Raw genomic sequence first — 18,516 nt, 5'->3', positions numbered from 1 at the left:
AACCCCGTCGAGACCCCAAATGACCATTCGAGATTTCATGCTGGAGGATCATCGCCACTGCGATGACCTGTTTGCCGCCGCCGAGCAATCCGCCGGCGACGGCGACCTGGTGGCGGCCAGGCTGGCTTTCGGCCAGTTCCGCGATGCCGTTCTGCGCCATTTCACTGGTGAGGAGGCGACGCTGTTTCCAGCCTTCGAGGAACGCACCGGCATGCGCATGGGGCCGACCCAGGTGATGCGGATGGAGCACGAGCAGATGCGGGCGCTGATGGATGCAGCGGTCGACGCCCTGGAAAGTGGAAAAACCGAGGATTTCCTCGGCCAGGCCGACAGCCTGCTGATCACCATGCAGCAGCACAACATGAAGGAAGAAAACGTGCTCTATCCGATGTGCGACCAGCAGCTCGGCGACGCCGCCGGGGCCCTGGTCGAGCGCCTGCGCAGCGAACTCGAGGCCGCCTGATGGACTTTCCCGCCGAACGCACGGTCGATGCCCGCTACATGGAGCCGCCGCAGCCTTTCGTGGCGACGATGGAAATGCTCGATACGCTGCAGCCGGGCGAGGAAATGCTTCTGCTGCTCTATCGCGAGCCGCATCCGCTGTATCGCGTGCTGCAGCAGAACGGGCATCGCTGGCAGAGCGAACTGCTGGCCGACGGAACCTTCGCCATCCGCATCACCTGCTGAGCGCCCGCCATGCAGGCCCTGCTGTCCTTCGAACAGAGCCCGCCGCTGGCGGCGCCGCTGCGTTTCTTCCTCAGCGCGCCGCTGTTCGTCGTGCTCGCCGGCGTGCTGCTGGTCGTCGATGGCGGGGCGCTGCTCGGCTCGCGCTGGTCGCCGGCGACGCTGGCAGCCACCCACCTGTTGACGATCGGCTTCATGCTCCAGGTGATGCTCGGTGCGCTGATCCAGATCCTGCCGGTGGTGGCCGGCGCCAATCTGGCGCGGCCGGCGCTGGTCGCGGCGCTGGTCCACCCGGCGATCAATCTCGGTGCGCTGGCGATGGCTGCCGGCTTCCTGTTCGCCGAGGCACGCTGGCTGCAGCTGGCTGCGGCGTTGCTCGGCCTCGGCCTGGCGGTTTTTCTCGGTGTCGCCGGGCGGGCAGTGTTCCGGGTACCGTCGACCAGTCCGAGCATCCGTGGCCTGAAGCTGGCGCTGCTGGCCCTGGCGGCGACCGTCGGCAGCGGCCTGTTCATGCTGCTGGTGCTCGCCGGCGGCTGGCCGGTGGCCTTGCCCGGACTGGCCAACCTGCACGCCGGCTGGGGGCTGGCCGGCTGGGCCGGCGTCCTGCTCGCCGCGGTCGCTTATGTGGTGGTGCCGATGTTCCAGCTGACGCCGGGCTATCCGGCCCGTCCGGCGTGGTGGTTTCCGCCGGCGACGCTGGCGGCGCTGTTGCTGTCCACGCTGGCGGTGGTGGTCGACGCCGGCTGGCTGAACCTGATCGGCCGCTTGTTGCTCGCCCTCGTGGCCCTGGCATTCATCGCGCAGACACTGAAACTCCAGGTGGGGCGTCGCCGGGCCCGGCCCGATGCGACTTTCCGCTACTGGCAGCTGGGCTTGGGCGCGACGCTGGCGGCGCTGCTGATGCTGATCGTCGAGACGCTGCTGCCGGCCGGCGTCGTCCTGCCCGCCGAATGGACGGTGCTGCTTGGCGTGCTGGTGCTGGTCGGCGGCTTCCTGCCGTTCATCATCGGCATGCTCTACAAGATCGTGCCTTTCCTGCTGTGGTTCGACCTGCAGCATCGCTCGCTGCCGGGCAAGGCGGTGCCGGCAATGAACAAGCTGCTCGACGAGCCGCGCATGCGCGGGCAGCTGCACAGCTTTTTTGTCGCTTTTGCGTTGTCGACCGTCAGCGTCGCCGCGCCGGCCTGGCTGGCCATACCCGCCGGCCTGGCGCTGATCGTCGCCGGCGCCTGGCTGGCCCACAACCTGCTGCGCGCGGTGCTGCGCCACCGGGACTTCCGTCGTGCCGGCGAAACGGCGAAGATGCCGGCATGAGCTATCTGGCGATCAAACACCTGCATCTGAGCTGTGTCGTTCTTTCCGGCCTCGGCTTCGCCCTACGCGCAACCTGGATGTGGCGCGCTTCGCCCTTGCTCCAGCACCCGCTGGCGCGGCGCCTGCCGCACATCATCGACAGCCTGTTGCTGGGCAGCGCGCTGACGCTGGCCTGGCTCAGCGGCCAGTATCCCTTCGTCGAAGGCTGGCTGACCGCCAAGGTCCTTGGCCTGCTCGTCTATATCGGTTGCGGCACGATCGCCCTCAAGCGCGGGCGGACCCCGTCGATCCGCCGGCACTTCGTGCTGCTGGCCGGACTCAGCTACGCCTACATCGTCGGCGTCGCGCTGACCCGGCAACCGGCCATCTTCTTCTAGACGACGCCTTGCGCCAGCATCGCGTCGGCGACCTTGACGAAGCCGGCGACGTTGGCGCCATCGACGTAGCTGACCTTGCCTTCGGCATTGCGCCCGTAGCGCAGGCAGGTTTCGTGGATGTCGATCATGATCTGGTGCAGGCGGGCGTCCACTTCCTCGCGCGGCCAGGACAGGCGCATCGCGTTCTGGCTCATCTCCAGGCCCGAGGTGGCGACGCCGCCGGCATTGCTGGCCTTGCCCGGGGCGTAGAGCACGTCGCTGTGCTCGAACAGCTTCACTGCCTCGGCTGTCGACGGCATGTTGGCGCCTTCGGCGATGCAGCGCACGCCGTTGGCGAGCAAGGCGCGGGCGTCGGCGGCGTCGAGTTCGTTCTGCGTCGCGCAGGGCAGGGCGACGTCGACCGGCACCCGCCAGGGTTTTTCGCCAGGCAGGAAGGTGGCGCCGACGCGCGCGGCGTAGTCGCTGACGCGGCCGTAGCGGTGGTTCTTGACGTCCATCAGTTCGGCCAGCTTGTCGGTGCTGAAGCCGTCCTCATCAACGACGGTGCCGCTTGAATCGGAGACGGTGACGACGCGGGCGCCGAGCGCCATCGCCTTCTCGACCGCATACTGGGCGACGTTGCCGGCACCGGAAACGCTGACGCGCAGGCCGTCGAAGCTGCTGCCGCGCTGCTTGAGCATCTCCTCGGCGAAATAGACGGTGCCATAGCCGGTCGCCTCCGGGCGGATCAGCGAGCCGCCGAAGCTCAGGCCCTTGCCGGTGAACACGCAGTCGGCGCGGTTGGATAGCTTCTTCATCATGCCGGCCATGAAGCCGACCTCGCGGCCGCCGACGCCGATGTCGCCGGCCGGTACGTCGGTGTCGCTGCCGATGTGGCGGAACAGTTCGCTGACGAAAGCCTGGCAGAAGCGCATCACCTCACCCGGGCTGCGGCCTTTCGGGTCGAAATCGGAGCCGCCCTTGCCGCCGCCCATCGGCAGCGTCGTCAGTGCATTCTTGAAGGTCTGCTCGAAGGCGAGGAATTTCAGGATCGACAGGTTTACCGAGGGGTGGAAGCGGATGCCGCCCTTGTACGGACCGATCGCCGACGAATGCTGGATGCGGTAGCCCCGATTGACGCGGACCTCGCCGTGATCGTCCACCCAGGAAACACGGAACATCACCACCCGCTCCGGCTCGACCAGGCGGTCGAGCAGGCCGTGCTCGGCGTAGCGGGGGTTGTCCTGGATGAATGGCCAGAGGCTTTCGATGACTTCGGCGACGGCCTGGTGAAACTCGGGTTGCCCGGGGTTTCGTGCGGCAACATGTTGGTTGAATTCTGCGAATGACTTGTAGCGCACGCTGCGGGCTCCCTTGGTTCCTTGTTGATCAGTGTGGTGCGGTCGAGGCCGGCTGGATGACTTCGACCACGGTCAGCCGGCGGGTGCTGCCGCCGGGGAAATCCCAGTCGATTTCATGGCCGACGCCGAGGCCGATCAGCGCGGCGCCGACCGGGGCAAAGACGGATACCTTGCCGGCACCCGGGGCGGCTTCGTCGGGAAAGACGATCTCGACCTCGCGGCTGTTGCCGGTTTCGTGTTCGGTGTAGCGCACGCGCGAACCCATCGTGACGATATCGGGATTCATTGATTCGTCAGGAATAACAATGGCGCGCTCAAGCTCCGCGCGCAGATCCGGGGGCGGCTGGATGGACATCAGGCGGACGAAATCGCTCTCGCTGATGATCAAGTTAGTCTGTTGCATTTAAAGGATATTTTCTGGTTCGTGTTTGGCGCTGCCAAGCAAATGGATCGATCGTCGATCTTAGTGGTTGGACCGGTGCTTGATAAGTCGGCTGGATTGAATAAAACTGTTTCCATATTGGAAACAGTGGAGAGGCCGTGCACGATATCAATGACATGCTGCTCTTTGCCCAGGTCGTCAAGGCGCGCAGTTTTTCCGGCGCGGCCGCCCGTTTGGGGATTTCGAAGTCGCGGGTTAGCAAGTCGGTGGCGCGACTCGAGGCGACGCTCGGGGTCCGGCTGCTGCAGCGGAGCACGCGCCGGCTCAGTCTGACCGAGGTCGGCGAGGCCTACTTCGAACACTGCGAACGTATTGCCGACGAACTGGCCCGCGCCGACAGCACCATCGGCAGCCTGCACCAGACGCCGCGCGGGCGGCTGCGCTTCAGTGCGCCGGTTGCCTTCAGCACCCTGCACGTGGCCCCGGCTCTCGCCGATTTCATGCTCCAGTACCCCGAGTTGTCGGTGGACATGACGATCAGCGATCGTCTGGTCAACCTGGTCGATGAGGGTTACGACCTGGCCCTGCGCATCGCCCCGGAGCCTGGCGGCAACCTGGTTGCCCGTCGCCTGGCGCCGATCCGCCGGAAAATCTGCGCCAGCCCGGCCTATCTTGCCCGCTGGGGCGTGCCTGAGCTGCCGGAAGATCTCGCACGGCACAACTGCCTCGACTATACCTATCTGACCACGCAGGGTTTCTGGCATCTGCAGGGGCCGGCCGGCGACATCTCGGTGCCGGTGTCGGGGAGCTTGCGCATCAACGACGATGAGGCGCTGTCGCAGGCGGTACTGGGTGGGCTGGGGCTGGCGCTGCTGCCGACCTTCATCATCGGCAGCGAGTTGCAGGCGGGGCGACTGGTCGAAGTCCTGCCGGGTTATGTGCCGGTCGAGCGTTTCATCTACGCGGTGCACCTGCCGAACCGGCACCTGCCATTGAAAGTCAGGGCCTTCATCGACTTCCTGCTACGCCGGTTCGGCGACGAACCCTACTGGGACCAGCCTGGCGAACGCCTGTGGCTGGGCCTGAGTCGCTGACGCCGGCGGCGCTCAGGCGCGGTGGTTCATCAGGGCCTTGAGGCCGCTGACGTTGAGGATGCGGATGTGCTTCTGCTGGACCGCGATGTAGCCTTCCTCCTGGAACTTCGAGAAGGCGCGGGAGACGGTTTCAAGCTTGAGACCGAGGTAGCTGCCGATTTCCTCGCGCGTCATCCGCAGGTAGAACTCGGCGTGCGAGAAGCCGCGCGCCGTGAAGCGCTGCGACAGGTTGAGCAGGAAGGCGGCAAGGCGCTCCTCGGCGCGCATCGTGCCGAGCAGCATCATGACGCCGTGGTCGCGGACGATCTCGCGGCTCATCACCTTGTGGAAATGATGCTGCAGGTTGTGAATTTCGCGCGACAGGCTCTCCAGGCGGGAGAAGGGGATCGCGCAGATCTCGCTGTCCTCGAGTGCGATCGCGTTACAGGTGTGGTGTTCGGTGCTGATGCCATCGAGACCGAGCAGTTCGCCGGCCATCTGGAAGCCGGTCACCTGGTCGCGGCCGTCTTCGAGCAGCACGTCGGTCTTGAAGAAACCGCTGCGGATCGCGTAGATTGCGTCGAAAGGCTCGCCGGCGCGGTACAGGTGGTCGCCACGCTTGATCCGGCGGCGAGTCGAAATCAGGTCGTCGAGCCGTTCCAGTTCCTCAAGGCTGAGGCCGAACGGCAGGCAGAGTTCGCGCAGGTTGCAGTTGGAACAGGCCGTCTTGATGACGGACAGCGAAATCTCCTGATTCAGCGGGATAGTATTGGGCATTCGCAACCTGCGTCGGCTTGATCCATGTCAACCGGAAAAACGATCCATCCCCACATAATCGAACCTAAACTTGGCGCTATGTTAAATGAATTTCGCAACTGAAAACCTCGTCTTCGATCCACAGATCATCCGCCGTTTTGACGTCAACGGACCTCGCTACACGTCCTATCCAACCGCCGACCGTTTCGTCGAGGCCTTTGACGCCGAGGCTGCCGCACTCTGGCTCGGCAAGCGCAACATCGGCGGAATCAGCCGACCGCTGTCATTATACTTCCACATCCCTTTCTGCAACACCATCTGTTATTACTGCGCCTGCAACAAGATCATCACCAAGGATCATGGCCGCAGCGCCAAGTACCTGAAGTATCTCGGCAAGGAGCTGGCGCTGCAGAGCGCCGCCCTCGAGGGCAAGGATGGCGAGCACGAGGTGATCCAGCTGCACTGGGGCGGCGGTACGCCGACCTTCCTGTCGCACGACGAGATGCGCCAGTTGATGGCCGAGACGCGCAGGCATTTCAGGTTGCTCGACGGTGGCGAGTACTCGATCGAGGTTGATCCGCGCAAGGTTGACACCGAAACCGTGGCCTTGCTCGGCGAGCTCGGTTTCAACCGGATGAGCGTCGGTGTCCAGGATTTCGACGAGCGCGTGCAGATCGCGGTCAATCGCGTGCAAAGCGAGGAAGAGACTGCCAACGTGATCCGCGCGGCGCGCGCCAACGGCTTCAAGTCGGTGTCGGTGGACCTGATCTACGGCCTGCCGCATCAGAGCGTGATGGGCTTCAACCGGACCCTGGAACGGGTCCTGGCGATGGATCCCGACCGCCTGTCGATCTACAACTACGCCCACCTGCCGGGGCTGTTCAAGCCGCAGCGGCGGATTGCCGATGCCGACCTGCCGACGCCGGAAGCGCGCCTGCAGATTCTGGCGCTGGCGATCAAGAAGCTGACCGATGCCGGCTACGTCTTCATCGGCATGGACCATTTCGCCAAGCCCGACGACGAGCTTGCGGTTGCCCAGCGCCAGGGCCGGCTGCATCGCAACTTCCAGGGTTATTCGACCTATGCCGACTGCGACATGCTGTCCTTCGGCATTTCCTCGATCAGCAAGGTCGGGCCGACCTACTACCAGAACGTCAAGACCCTCGACGAGTACTACGATCGGCTCGACGCGCCGATGCTGCCGGTCAATCGCGGCATCGAGCTGAACGCCGACGACATCCTGCGGCGTTCGATCATCCAGGCGCTGATGTGCCATTTCGAGCTGTCGATCGAGAGCATCGAAAGCGCGCACCTGATCGACTTCCACAAGTATTTCGCGGCGGAAATCGAGGATTTGCGCGAGATGGAGCGGGGCGGCCTGCTCAAGATCGAGCGTGACTGGATTACCGTGTTGCCGCCGGGTCGGATGCTGGTCCGCGTCATTTCGATGGCCTTCGACCGCTACCTGCGGGCCGACCGTCAGCGGACGCGTTACTCGAAGGTGATCTGAGACGGGTTCCGGGGCGACGGCGGCCGGGTTACACTGTCCGCTGTTCGTTGTATTGGCCGCCTTGGCTTGATCCATGCCCGATTCCGGCTTTTTCGCGTTGTTCCTCGTCGGCCTCCTTGGCGGCACGCATTGTGTCGGCATGTGCGGCGGCATTGTCGGCGCCCTGGCCATGGGCGGAGCTTCCCGCTGGTCGATGCATCTCGCCTACAATGCCGGGCGCATCCTTTCCTATGCCGCAGCCGGCGCCCTTGCCGGTGCCCTCGGGGCTGCCAGTCTCGGCCTCGAAGGCCAGGTGCCGGCACGCCTGCTCCTCTATCTGCTGGCCAACCTGATGCTGATCGCGCTCGGCTGCTACCTGCTCGGTGCGACGCGCGCGCTGGCGTTCACCGAACGCGCCGGCCAGGCGCTGTGGCGTCGCGTGCAGCCGCTGACCCGGCGCTTCCTGCCGGCGACGACGGTGCGCCAGGCTTTTCCGCTCGGTCTGCTGTGGGGCTGGTTGCCCTGCGGTCTGGTTTACAGTGCGCTGGCCAGCGCCTTGTCGGCTGGTTCGGCAGCGCGCGGTGCCGCACTGATGCTGGCTTTCGGCCTGGGCACGCTGCCCAACCTGCTGCTGGCCGGCATCGTCCTCGCCCGTCTCAACGAATTCGTCCGCCGGCCGTCGGTGCGCATCCTGTCCGGGCTGCTGGTCCTGGGTTTTGGCGTGTACGGGTTGTTCGGCCTTGGCCACCTGATCGAAGGAAGCTGACATGAACTCCAGCGACAACGCGGAAAACGCCGAACAGGTCGTCGAATTCGCGATCGGCGGCATGACCTGCGCGGCCTGCTCGACGCGTCTCGAGAAGGTGCTCAACCGCCAGGCCGGGATGCAGGCCAACGTCAATCTTGCCGCCGAGCGGGCCCGCGTGCGCCTGAGCGGCGTCGGTCCGGAGGCGGTGATCGCGGCGGTGGCCAAGGCCGGTTTCTCGGCGGCGCTGGTCGATGCCGGGACGCGAGAGCGCGAAAAAGCCGAAAAAATGCGGGTTTACCGTCAGGAGGTGCGTCTTTTCGCGATTGCCGTCGCCCTGACCCTGCCGCTGGTCGCGCAGATGCTGTGGATGTTCGGCGATGGCGGCCACGCCAGCGAATTGCCGCGCTGGCTGCAGTTCCTGCTGGCGACGCCGGTGCAGTTCTGGATCGGCTGGCGTTTCTACGACGGTGCCTGGAAGGCGCTGCGCGGCGGCGGCGCCAACATGGATGTGCTGGTCGCGCTCGGTACCAGCATGGCCTGGGGTTTCTCGACCGTGGTCACGATGCTCGACCTGCATCACCAGCATGTCTATTTCGAGGGCGGCGCCGCGGTGATCACCCTGGTCCTGCTCGGCAAGCTGCTCGAAGCACGGGCCAAGGCCCGTACCTCGGAGGCGATCGAGGCGCTGATCCGCCTGCAGCCGAAGACGGCGCGCGTCGAGCGCGACGACGCCTGGGTCGAGCTGCCGGTCGATGCGCTGATGCCGGGCGACATCTTCCTGGTCCGTCCGGGCGAGAACGTGCCGGTCGATGGCGAGGTCGTCGATGGTGAGTCGAGCGTGGACGAGGCGATGCTCACCGGCGAGAGCATGCCGGTCGGCAAGGCTGCCGGCGACCGCGTCTTCGCGGCCACGGCCAACGCGCGCGGCGCCTTGCGCTGCCGTGCCACCGGGGTCGGCGAGCAGACCCTGCTCGCCGGCATCATCCGCCTGGTCGGCGAGGCGCAAGGGTCGAAGGCGCCGGTGCAGCGGCTGGCCGACAGGATTTCCGGCATCTTCGTACCGGTGGTGTGCACCATCGCCCTGGCCACTTTCGTCGGCTGGTGGTGGTTCTCCGGCGATTTCGCGACGGCGCTGGTCAATGCCGTCGCCGTGCTGGTCATCGCCTGTCCGTGCGCGCTCGGTCTGGCAACGCCGACGGCGATCATGGTCGGCACCGGCCAGGGGGCGCGGGCCGGCATCCTGGTGCGCAATGCCGAGGCGCTCGAACGGGCCGAGAAGATCGGTGTCCTGGCGCTCGACAAGACCGGCACGCTGACGCGCGGCGAGCCGCAGGTCACCGACGTGGTGGCGCCGGCCCTCGGTCGCGACGCCGCCCTGCGGCTGGCGGCGGCGCTCGAGCAGCAGTCCGAGCATCCGCTGGCGCGGGCGGTGGTGGCCGCGAATTTGACGGTCGACCTGCCGGCGGCGGCAAATTTCACGGCGACGCCCGGCCACGGGGTCGCCGGCGTCGTCGATGGGCGCAGTCTGCGCCTCGGCGCGCCGGCCTGGTTCGGGCTGGCCGGCGAGGCGACGGTGCAGGTACTGCAGGCGGCCGGCAAGACGGTGATCGTGCTCGCCGACGCCGAGGCGGCGGCCGGCGAATGGCTGGCGCTGATCGCCATCGCTGACGCCCTGCGCCCGACCTCGCGCGCCGCCGTCGCGCAGTTGCGCGCGCGCGGCATCCGCGTGGTCATGCTGACCGGCGACAATGCCGCGACGGCAGCGGCGATCGCCGCCCTGGCCGGCATCGACGAGTTCCGCGCCGGCATCCTGCCGGGCGACAAGGCGCTGACGGTCAACGCCCTGAAAAACGAAAAAACGCTGGTCGCGATGGTCGGCGACGGCATCAACGACGCCCCGGCCCTGGCCGCCGCCGACGTCGGCTTCGCCATCGGTGCCGGCTCCGACGCGGCGATCGAGGCCGCCGACCTGACGCTGATCCGCAGCGACCTGCTCGGTGTCGTCGACGCCATCTCGCTGTCGGCGGCGACGCTCGGCAAGATTCGCCAGAACCTGTTCTTCGCCTTCATCTACAACGTCCTCGGCATTCCGCTGGCGGCCTTCGGCTTCCTCAACCCGGTGGTCGCCGGCGCGGCGATGGCGATGAGTTCGGTCTCGGTCGTCTCCAACTCGCTGCTCCTGCGGCGCTGGCGGCCGGCCCGCCAGGCAGTGACGGAGCGCGGATGAGCGAAGTCCTCGATGACGGCACCAACCTGTTCCAGGCGACGATGGAAGCCGCCCAGGTCGGCATCTTCGTCATGGGCGAAGGACGCTTCATCTACGTCAACCCGTTCATGCGCGCGCTGTTCGGCTACAGCGAGGAAGAATTCCAGACCACCGTCGGTCCCTACGAACTGGTCGTCGCCGAAGAGCATCCGATCGTCGACCAGCAACTGGCCCGGCGCGCCGCCGGCATTCCCGGCCAGGCCTACGAACTGACCGGGCGGCGCAAGGACGGCTCGACCTTCACCATGTCGGTCCTTGGCATGCCGGCGCGCTTTGGCAAGCTGTCGGTATCGGTCGGCACGGTGCTCGACGTCACCGACCGCAAGGCGGCCGAGTCGCGCATCCGCGAGCTGGCCGATTTCGATCCGCTGACCGGCCTGCCCAACCGCCGCCTGCTGCACGACCGGGTCGAGCAGATGATCGCCGCCGCCGAGCGCGAAGGCGGTTCGGCCGCCCTGATGTTCCTCGACATCGACCATTTCAAGCGGGTCAACGATTCGCTCGGCCACAGCGTCGGCGACGAACTGCTGTGCGCGCTGGCCCAGCGTTACGCCGGTGTCGTGCGCAAGGTCGATACGCTGGCCCGGCTCGGCGGCGACGAGTTCATCGTGCTGCTGCCGGAGGTCACGGCAGCGGCGGCGGCCGATGTCGCCCGCCGGGTGCTCGAGATCGCGGCGGCGCCGTTTTCGGTCGGCGGCCATGCGCTGACGATCACGCCGTCGATCGGCATCAGCCTCTATCCGCAGGATGGCAAGGACATCGACACCCTGCTCAAGAATGCCGACACGGCGATGTACAAGGCCAAGGACCTGGGCCGCAACACCTTCCAGTTCTACTCGTCCGAGATGAACATGGCGACGCTCGAGCGGCTGATGATGGAAAGCAACCTGCGCCATGCGTTGACCGCCAGCGAGTTCGAGCTGCACTACCAGCCGCTGGTCAGCCTGGCCAACGGCGAGATCGTCGGCGTCGAGGCGCTGATCCGCTGGCGCCACCCCGATCTCGGGGTGATCATGCCGGATCGCTTCATCTCGGTCGCCGAGGATACCGGGATGATCAACCCGATCGGCGACTGGGTGCTGTTCGAGGCCTGCCGCCAGGCCCAGGCGTGGATCGACGAGGGGCTGGCGCTGCAGACGATGGCGGTGAACGTCGCGCCGGTGCAGTTCCGCCAGGCCGGTTTCGTCGAGATGGTCGCCGGCGCGCTCGGCACCACCGGCCTCGCCGCCGAACGCCTGGAACTCGAACTGACCGAGCGCACGGTGATGCACGACGCCGAATTCACGCTCGGCACGCTGTCGGCGCTCAACCGCATGGGCGTCAGCCTGTCGCTCGACGATTTCGGCACCGGCTATTCCTCGCTGGCCTACCTGAAGCGTTTTCCGGTCGGCAAGCTGAAGATCGACCGCTCCTTCATCATGGACCTGGAGCGCGACGCCGACGACCGCGCGATTGCCTCGACCATCGTCAGCATGGGGCGCAACCTGCGCCTGACCGTGCTTGCCGAGGGCGTCGAGACCGCCGAGCAATTGACCCTGTTGCGCAGCATGGGCTGCGGCATGGTTCAGGGCTATTATTTCAGCCGTCCGGTCGACGCCTTGCGGATGACCGAATTGCTGCGCAGCCAACCTTTCCTTCACGAGAACTGAAGCATGGAAACCACTTCGATCAAGATCGGCGGCATGAGCTGCCAGGGATGCGTCAGGAACATCGGCGGCGTGCTCGGCGCGCTGCCCGGCGTCGCCAGCGCCGAGGTTTCGCTGGAGGCGGCGCAGGCCACGGTCAGCTTCGATCCGCAGCAGGTCGGCCGGGCCGACTTGCTGGCCGCGATCGAGGATGCGGGTTTCGACGCCGAATAGGCGCCCGCGGTGAGCCAGCACGACGCTCGTGAATGCTGGCTGCTGGCCTCGCTCGCCGAGGCCGATGCGCCGGCTCGTCTGCCCGGGCTGCTGCGCTGCCTCGGTGGCGTGTGTCGGGTCGAGAGCGGCGGGAGTGGCGCGGTGCAGGAACTGCTCGCCGCACAGGCCATCGACTGTCCGGTGCTGGTCGATGAGCCGCCGCTGATCGTCGTCGCTTTTGCTGGCGGCAGCCTGGTGGCGGTGCTGACCATGTTGCTGCAGGCCGGCTGCAGTGATTTTCACCGCCTGGCCTAGGCGGTCGCGGCCGGGCAGAGTGTCAGCAAATGTAAAAATTGGTTGTTGATAAGCATTATCAACAATAGAATCGTTGTCCTTTAGCAACGATTCATTTCTGCCGTGCCCCTTTCCGCAAAAACCGGCCAGTCGCCGTCCGCCGCGTCCGCACCCACGATCGACCAGGCCACGCGCCGCAGTCGCTGGCTCAAGCAACTGCACAGCTGGCACTGGATCAGTTCGGCGATTTGCCTGGTCGGCATGCTGCTCTTCGCACTGACCGGCATCACCCTCAACCACGCCGGCGAAATCGAGGCGGCGCCGCAGCGCCACAGCGTCGTTGGCCAGTTGCCGGCGGCCGAACTCGCCGCTGTCGTGCAAATCGCCGACCAGGCGCAGGCAGCGCCGTTGCCGGCGAGTCTGCGGCAGTGGCTGGTGACGACCCGGGCGCTGGCCGTGCCGGACCTGCCGGCCGAATGGTCGGCCGACGAAGTCTATCTGGCCCTGCCGCGGCCCGGCGGCGATGCCTGGCTGCGCATCGACACCGGCAGCGGCGAATTCGAATACGAAGTCACCGACCGTGGCTGGATTTCCTATTTCAACGACCTGCACAAGGGGCGCCACACCGGCACCGCCTGGCGCTGGTTCATCGACCTGTTCGCCGTTGCCTGCCTGGTCTTCTCGATCAGCGGCCTGCTCATTCTCAAGCTGCACGCCGTGCATCGCCCGGCAATCTGGCCGGTGGTCGGTCTCGGCGCGGTACTGCCGGCGCTGCTGGCGATCCTCTTCATCCACTAAGTCCGTCCAAGGAGTTAACCGCATGCGTCAACTGCTGCCCCTGGCATTCTCCGCCATCGTCGCCGCACCGGCACTGGCCGCCGAGATCAAGCTCGACATCGAGGTGCCGCGCCTCAGCGTCGCCGAGTATCACCGGCCCTATGTCGCCGTCTGGGTCGAGCGTCCGGACAACAGCGTCGCCGCCAATCTCGCCGTCTGGTACGACGGCAAGCTGAAGAACGCCGAAGGCACCAAGTGGTTGAAGGACATGCGCCAGTGGTGGCGGCGCATCGGCCGCGAACTCGAGGTGCCGATCGACGGCGTGACCAGCGCGACGCGGGCACCCGGCCTGCACAGCCTGACCTTCGCCGAGGGCAAGGCGCCGCTGGCCAAGCTGCCGCCCGGCGAATACAAGCTGCAGGTCGAAGCCGCCCGCGAGGCCGGTGGCCGCGAACTGCTCAGCCTGCCGTTCCAGTGGCCGCCGCAGAAGGCGACCGTGCTCACCGCCCAGGGCCAGCATGAGCTGGGCAAGCTGAATTTCGAACTGAAACCGTGACCCCAACCCGCAAGGAGATTCCCATGCAAAAAGGATTGAAGTTTGTCGCCGCCGTCGTCGCCAGCCTCGGCTTGCAACAGGCGCAGGCCCACGACATCTGGCTGGAACCGTCGTCGACGGTGCTTTCCAAGGCCGGCTACATCACCGTCGCGGCGGCTGCCGGCAACGACAAGTTCGTGTACAACCACGCCCCCCTGCGCGGCCTCGAGCATCTCGCCGCGGTCGCCCCGGACGGCAGCAAGGTGGCGCCGGAGAACTTCATGCAGGGCAAGCTGCGCAGCGTGCTCGACCTGAACCTGGCCCAAACCGGCACCTACCGCCTGACGATGGCCAGCGGCGGCGTCATGGCCAGCTGGAAGGAGGGCGGCGAGAGCAAGCGTTTCCGCGGCAACGCCGAGGCCTTCGCCAAGAACGTTCCGGCGGGGGCCGAGGATCTCAAGGTCAGCGAATCGCTCGGCCGCCTGGAAACCTTCGTCACCGTCGGCAAGCCGACGCCGCTGACGGCGACCGGTGTCGGCCTGGAAATGGTCCCGCTGACCCACCCGAACGATCTGGTCGCCGGCGAGGTCGCGGTCTTCCGTTTCGACCTCGAGGGCAAGCCGGCCAAGGACCTCGAGGTCGTACTGGTGCGCGGCGGCAGCCGTTATCGTGACCAGAAGGAGGAGATCAAGCTGAAGACCGATGCCGAGGGGAAAATCTCGGTGAAATGGCCGCAGCCCGGCCTCTACTGGCTCGACGTCGATGCACAGGACGCGAAGACGACGGTCAAGCAGGCCAAGGAACGCCGCCTGTCCTACGTGGCGACGCTGGAAGTCCTGCCGCAGTAAGCAGCGATGCCGTTTTCGATCGACCCGGCCCGCGGGCTGGCTGCTGCTGGCGTGCTTGCCGCCTACGCCGGGCTGTGCGCCGGCGTCTGGTGGCGTGAACGGCGGCGGCAGGCGGCGCGACGCGGCAGCGGCGGTGCCGGGGCCGGCCTGCTGGTGGCCTACGCCAGCCAGACCGGCTTCGCCGAGGAACTGGCCGGTGAAGCGCTGGCGGTTTTCACCGCTGCCGGCATCGCCGCCGAAATTTGCCCGCTCGGCGAGGTTGACCGTCAACGTCTGCTGCGCAGCCGCCAGGTGCTGTTCATCGTCGCCACCGCCGGCGAGGGTGATCCGCCCGACAGCGCCCTGCAATTCGCGCGCAGCCTGCTCGGCCAGCGGCTGCCGCTCGGCGACCTGCACTATGGCTTGCTCGCGCTCGGCGACAGCGACTACCGCCAATTCTGCGGCTTCGGTCGGCTGCTCGGGCGCTGGCTCGAGGCATGCGGCGCGACACCGCTGTTCGCGCCGATCGAGGTCGACCGTGCGGCGCCAGCGGCCCTCGCCAGCTGGCGCCAGCAGTTGGCGCACCTGGCCGGCACTGCCGACGTTCCCGACTGGCAGGCCCCGGCCTTTGCCGACTGGCAACTGCTTGCGCGCCGCCAGCTGAACCCCGGCAGCACCGGCGCGCCGCTCTTTCATCTCGAATTTGCCCCGGCCGGTGGCCAGCCATTGCCCGACTGGCAGGCCGGCGACCTGGCCCAGGTGCTGGCGCCGGGCGACCCGTCGCGGCCGCGCGATTACTCGCTTGCCTCGATTCCGGGCGACGGTCGCGTGCATCTGCTGGTCCGCCTGCAGCGCGACGCCGACGGCCGCAGCGGCGTCGCCTCGGGCTGGCTGTGCGAACAGCTGGCACCCGGCCAGTGCGCCGCGCTGCGCCTGCGTCCGCACCGCAACTTCCGGCTCGGCGACAACGCCGGGCGGCCGTTGATCCTGATCGGCAGCGGCTCCGGCATGGCCGGCCTGCGCGCCCACCTGCGCGCCCGGGCGGCAGCCGGCGACGGGCGCAACTGGCTGATCTTCGGCGAGCGCAATGCCGCCACCGATTTCCTCTACCGTGACGAGATCGCCGCCTGGCAGCAGGCCGACCTGATCGTCCGTGCCGACTTCGCCTTTTCCCGCGATCAGTCGGAGAAAATCTACGTTCAGGACTGCCTGCTGCGGGCGGCCGACAGCCTGCGCGACTGGGTTGCCGGCGGCGCCGCGATCTATGTCTGCGGCAGCGCCCGGGGCATGGGGGCGGCGGTCGACGCCGCCATGACGACAATTTTCGGTGCCGAACAACGTGCCGTCCTGCTCGGGGAGGGGCGCTACCGGCGCGACATCTACTAGACCGGTGTTGCGGAATTGACACAGGTGTTGCTAATTTGTTGCTATTTGTTGCGAGTGCTTATGAGAATTGTTACCATATAGCAGTAACAATTCCTAGCCAGCCATCCGTATCGCCCTGTCCGCCGGGGTCTGGAACGCCAGCCAACTTTCCTTACCCGCAACAACAGGATGGCGTTCATGACCAAGATCCGCAGCCGTAAACACCCCGCTCCCTCGCATCTCCTCGTCCTGATGGCCGCCGCGCTGCCGGTTGCCGCGCATGCCCAGGAAGCCGAAAAGACGCTGCCGGCGACGACCGTCAAGGCCGATGCCGAAGTCAGCTACAAGGCCGAACGCTCGGCCAGCACCAAATTCACCCAGCCGCTGGTCGATACGCCGCAGACGATCCAGGTGATCAAGAAGGAAATGCTCCAGGAGCAAGGCGCCGCGACCCTGATGGATGCGTTGCGCAACACGCCGGGAATCACCATGCAGCTCGGCGAGAACGGCAATACCTCGGCTGGCGACACTTTCCAGATGCGCGGCTTCTCGACGCAGACCTCGACTTTCGTCGACGGCATCCGCGATCTCGGCGCGGTCACCCGCGACGTCTTCAACCTCGAGCAGGTCGAGGTGGTCAAGGGGCCGGCCGGCAGCGACATCGGTCGCGGTTCGCAATCCGGCTACATCAACCTGATTTCCAAGCTGCCGCAGGCCGAGAACATCAATTCGGCGTCGCTCTCGCTTGGCACCGAGGACTACAAGCGGGTCACCGCCGACCTCAACCGTCAGCTGGCCGAAGGCGTCGCGCTGCGCCTGAACGTGATGGCCCAGGATTCCGACGTCGCCGGTCGCGACCATGTGCATAACAAGAGCATCGGCTTCGCGCCGTCGATCGCCTTCGGCCTGAACTCGCCGACCCGCTTCTATCTTTACTCGCAGCACGTGCGTCAGGACAACGTCCCGGACGGCGGCATCCCGACGATCGGGATGAAGGGTTTCTTCAACGCCACCGCGGAAGTCCGCGCGGCCGGCAAGGTCGACCGCGAGAACTTCTACGGCAGCAAGCACGACTATGAAAAAGTCGAGGCTGACATGGCCACTGCCAAGTTCGAACATGATCTGGGCAGCGACACCACCGTCCGCAACGTCTTCCGTTTGGGCCGTTCGAAGATGGACCGGATACTGACCGGGATCAACACCATCACTGCGGTGACGCCGGCCGATCCGTCGACCTGGACGCTCAGCCGTTCGCGGCAGCGGATCGACCAGGTGAACGAGATCGTCGCCAACCAGACCAGCCTGAACACCGCCTTCAGCACCGGTTTCATCAAGCATGAACTGTCGGCCGGGCTGGAACTCATGTACGAGCGGCAGAAAGCGCTCGGTTTCTCGACCACCGGCCTGACCGTCACGGCCGCCAACCTGTATCACCCGGATGCCGACGTCAGCCTGGCCAAGCCGTACAAGACCGGGGCCTATACCGACGGCAACACCAAGACAGCCGCTGCCTATGTCTTCGATACGCTGAAGCTGAATGAAAGCTGGCAACTCAATGCCGGACTGCGTTTCGAGCATTTCAAGACGAACACCGACGCCAAGACGCTGACTGGCGGTGTCCTGGTGCCGAGCAAGGGCGGGCTTTCCGACAACCTGTTCAGCTGGAAGGTCGGTGCACTCTACAAACCGGCCAGCAACGGCAGCATCTACGCCGCCTATGCCAAGTCGCTGACGCCGCCGGGCAGCGGCAATTTTGCGCTGTCGACGGATACGGACAACCAGCAGAACGCGGCGATGGATCCGCAGGAGACGATCAACGTCGAGCTCGGGACCAAGTGGGAGCTGCTCGACAAGCGTCTCAGCCTGAGCGCGGCGGTCTATCGTACCGACAACGACAAGCAGGTCAGCTACGACGTCGATAGCGCCAGCTACTTCCAGGAAGGCAAGACCCGGGTCGAGGGGGTCGAGCTGGCGGCGGTCGGCCAGCTGACCAACTTCTGGCAGGTCTCCGCCGGCATCGCCAAGATGAAGACCAAGCAGATCGATCAGGCTAGCCGCAACAGTTCCGGTGTGGTTAGCGAAAGCACCGGCGTGCGCTGGTCGCCGGAGCTGACGGCAACCTTGTGGACTTCCTACACGCTCGGCGATCTCACCCTCGGCGGTGGCAGCCGCTACGTTTCCGAACAGAAGCGGGTGATCACCGCCGGGACGCCGGCAACGCCGCCGAACATGCCGAAGATCCAGTCTTACTGGGTGACCGACCTGATGGCGGCGTACAAGATGAGCAAGAACCTCAACCTGCGGCTGAACGTCTATAACGTGTTCGACAAGGAGTACATCGCCATGCTCAACAACAGCGGGGCGCGGATGAACCTGGGAGCGCCGCGCACGGCGGTCCTGTCCGCGGAACTGCAGTTCTGAGCGCTCGCGAAGCGAATGGAAACCCGCCAC

Annotated in this window: 19 protein-coding genes; 16 read left to right on the top strand and 3 right to left on the bottom strand. The window is 66.2% G+C overall.

Translation table 11 applies throughout. The features are described from left to right. Positions 1–19: 19 nt before the first annotated feature. The 4 genes from DFR40_RS05845 to DFR40_RS05830 are packed head-to-tail and all read left to right on the top strand — an operon-like array spanning position 20 to position 2,375. Positions 20–463 (top strand): hemerythrin domain-containing protein, encoded by a 444-nt coding sequence (locus DFR40_RS05845; protein ID WP_121457557.1) that lies wholly within the window; start codon positions 20–22, stop codon positions 461–463. Beyond that, complete coding sequence (locus tag DFR40_RS05840; protein ID WP_121457556.1) at positions 463–687, top strand: DUF2249 domain-containing protein; 225 nt, start codon at positions 463–465, stop codon at positions 685–687. The genes DFR40_RS05845 and DFR40_RS05840 overlap by 1 nt, the downstream gene beginning before the upstream one ends. Before the next feature lie 9 nt (positions 688–696). Beyond that, positions 697–1,998: a hypothetical protein gene (locus DFR40_RS05835; protein WP_121457555.1), complete on the top strand. Its 1,302-nt coding sequence runs from the start codon at positions 697–699 to the stop codon at positions 1,996–1,998. Continuing rightward, positions 1,995–2,375: a SirB2 family protein gene (locus DFR40_RS05830; protein WP_121457554.1), complete on the top strand. Its 381-nt coding sequence runs from the start codon at positions 1,995–1,997 to the stop codon at positions 2,373–2,375. Before DFR40_RS05835 ends, DFR40_RS05830 begins: the two co-directional genes overlap by 4 nt. Here DFR40_RS05830 and gdhA read toward each other — a convergent pair. Continuing rightward, positions 2,372–3,715 carry an NADP-specific glutamate dehydrogenase gene (gene gdhA, locus DFR40_RS05825; RefSeq protein ID WP_121457553.1) on the bottom strand — a complete coding sequence of 448 codons (1,344 nt, stop codon included), beginning with the start codon at positions 3,713–3,715 and terminating at the stop codon, positions 2,372–2,374. The two genes, DFR40_RS05830 and gdhA, sit on opposite strands and share 4 nt — an antisense overlap. 28 nt (positions 3,716–3,743) lie before the next feature. Continuing rightward, positions 3,744–4,118, bottom strand: coding sequence for a nucleoside diphosphate kinase regulator (gene rnk, locus DFR40_RS05820; RefSeq protein WP_121457552.1), 375 nt, complete (start codon positions 4,116–4,118; stop codon positions 3,744–3,746). 137 nt (positions 4,119–4,255) lie between these two features. Here rnk and DFR40_RS05815 point away from each other — a divergent pair, with 137 nt between their 5' ends. Then, entirely contained in the window at positions 4,256–5,191 is a 936-nt protein-coding gene (locus DFR40_RS05815) for a LysR family transcriptional regulator (RefSeq protein WP_121457551.1), read from the top strand. Between the two features lie 12 nt (positions 5,192–5,203). On the opposite strand, the gene fnr is transcribed toward DFR40_RS05815, so the two are convergent. Next, positions 5,204–5,947, bottom strand: coding sequence for a fumarate/nitrate reduction transcriptional regulator Fnr (fnr, locus tag DFR40_RS05810; protein WP_121457550.1), 744 nt, complete (start codon positions 5,945–5,947; stop codon positions 5,204–5,206). Positions 5,948–6,032: 85 nt separating this feature from the next. Here fnr and hemN point away from each other — a divergent pair, with 85 nt between their 5' ends. From hemN to DFR40_RS05755, 11 genes are all read left to right on the top strand, one after another. Further along, positions 6,033–7,436, top strand: coding sequence for an oxygen-independent coproporphyrinogen III oxidase (gene hemN, locus DFR40_RS05805; RefSeq protein ID WP_121457549.1), 1,404 nt, complete (start codon positions 6,033–6,035; stop codon positions 7,434–7,436). A gap of 73 nt (positions 7,437–7,509) precedes the next feature. After that, on the top strand, positions 7,510–8,181 hold the full coding sequence (locus DFR40_RS05800) for a sulfite exporter TauE/SafE family protein (RefSeq protein WP_121457548.1): 672 nt from the start codon (positions 7,510–7,512) through the stop codon (positions 8,179–8,181). 1 nt (position 8,182) lies between these two features. Next, complete coding sequence (locus DFR40_RS05795; RefSeq protein WP_121457547.1) at positions 8,183–10,390, top strand: heavy metal translocating P-type ATPase; 2,208 nt, start codon at positions 8,183–8,185, stop codon at positions 10,388–10,390. Continuing rightward, the gene (locus DFR40_RS05790) at positions 10,387–12,078 is read left to right on the top strand and encodes a putative bifunctional diguanylate cyclase/phosphodiesterase (protein WP_121457546.1); all 1,692 of its coding nucleotides are present in this window, start codon (positions 10,387–10,389) and stop codon (positions 12,076–12,078) included. The genes DFR40_RS05795 and DFR40_RS05790 overlap by 4 nt, the downstream gene beginning before the upstream one ends. Before the next feature lie 3 nt (positions 12,079–12,081). Then, positions 12,082–12,288: a heavy-metal-associated domain-containing protein gene (locus tag DFR40_RS05785; protein ID WP_121457545.1), complete on the top strand. Its 207-nt coding sequence runs from the start codon at positions 12,082–12,084 to the stop codon at positions 12,286–12,288. A gap of 9 nt (positions 12,289–12,297) precedes the next feature. Then, complete coding sequence (locus DFR40_RS05780; RefSeq protein ID WP_121457544.1) at positions 12,298–12,582, top strand: hypothetical protein; 285 nt, start codon at positions 12,298–12,300, stop codon at positions 12,580–12,582. A gap of 102 nt (positions 12,583–12,684) precedes the next feature. Next, positions 12,685–13,359 (top strand): PepSY-associated TM helix domain-containing protein, encoded by a 675-nt coding sequence (locus DFR40_RS05775; protein ID WP_211329739.1) that lies wholly within the window; start codon positions 12,685–12,687, stop codon positions 13,357–13,359. A gap of 22 nt (positions 13,360–13,381) precedes the next feature. Continuing rightward, on the top strand, positions 13,382–13,894 hold the full coding sequence (locus DFR40_RS05770) for a DUF2271 domain-containing protein (protein WP_121457543.1): 513 nt from the start codon (positions 13,382–13,384) through the stop codon (positions 13,892–13,894). 23 nt (positions 13,895–13,917) lie between these two features. Continuing rightward, a complete protein-coding gene (locus tag DFR40_RS05765; RefSeq protein WP_121457542.1) occupies positions 13,918–14,721 on the top strand; it encodes a DUF4198 domain-containing protein in 804 nt (267 codons plus the stop codon). A 6-nt stretch (positions 14,722–14,727) separates the two neighbouring features. Then, positions 14,728–16,086 (top strand): sulfite reductase subunit alpha, encoded by a 1,359-nt coding sequence (locus DFR40_RS05760; protein WP_121457541.1) that lies wholly within the window; start codon positions 14,728–14,730, stop codon positions 16,084–16,086. Between the two features lie 177 nt (positions 16,087–16,263). Further along, entirely contained in the window at positions 16,264–18,486 is a 2,223-nt protein-coding gene (locus DFR40_RS05755) for a catecholate siderophore receptor Fiu (RefSeq protein WP_121457878.1), read from the top strand. The last annotated feature ends 30 nt before the right edge of the window (positions 18,487–18,516 follow it).

It is taken from the genome of Azonexus fungiphilus (assembly GCF_003634965.1).
GTDB lineage: Bacteria > Pseudomonadota > Gammaproteobacteria > Burkholderiales > Rhodocyclaceae > Azonexus > Azonexus fungiphilus.
The sequence above is the reverse complement of the archived record's forward strand: the minus strand, read 5'-3'. Positions and strand labels throughout refer to the sequence as shown.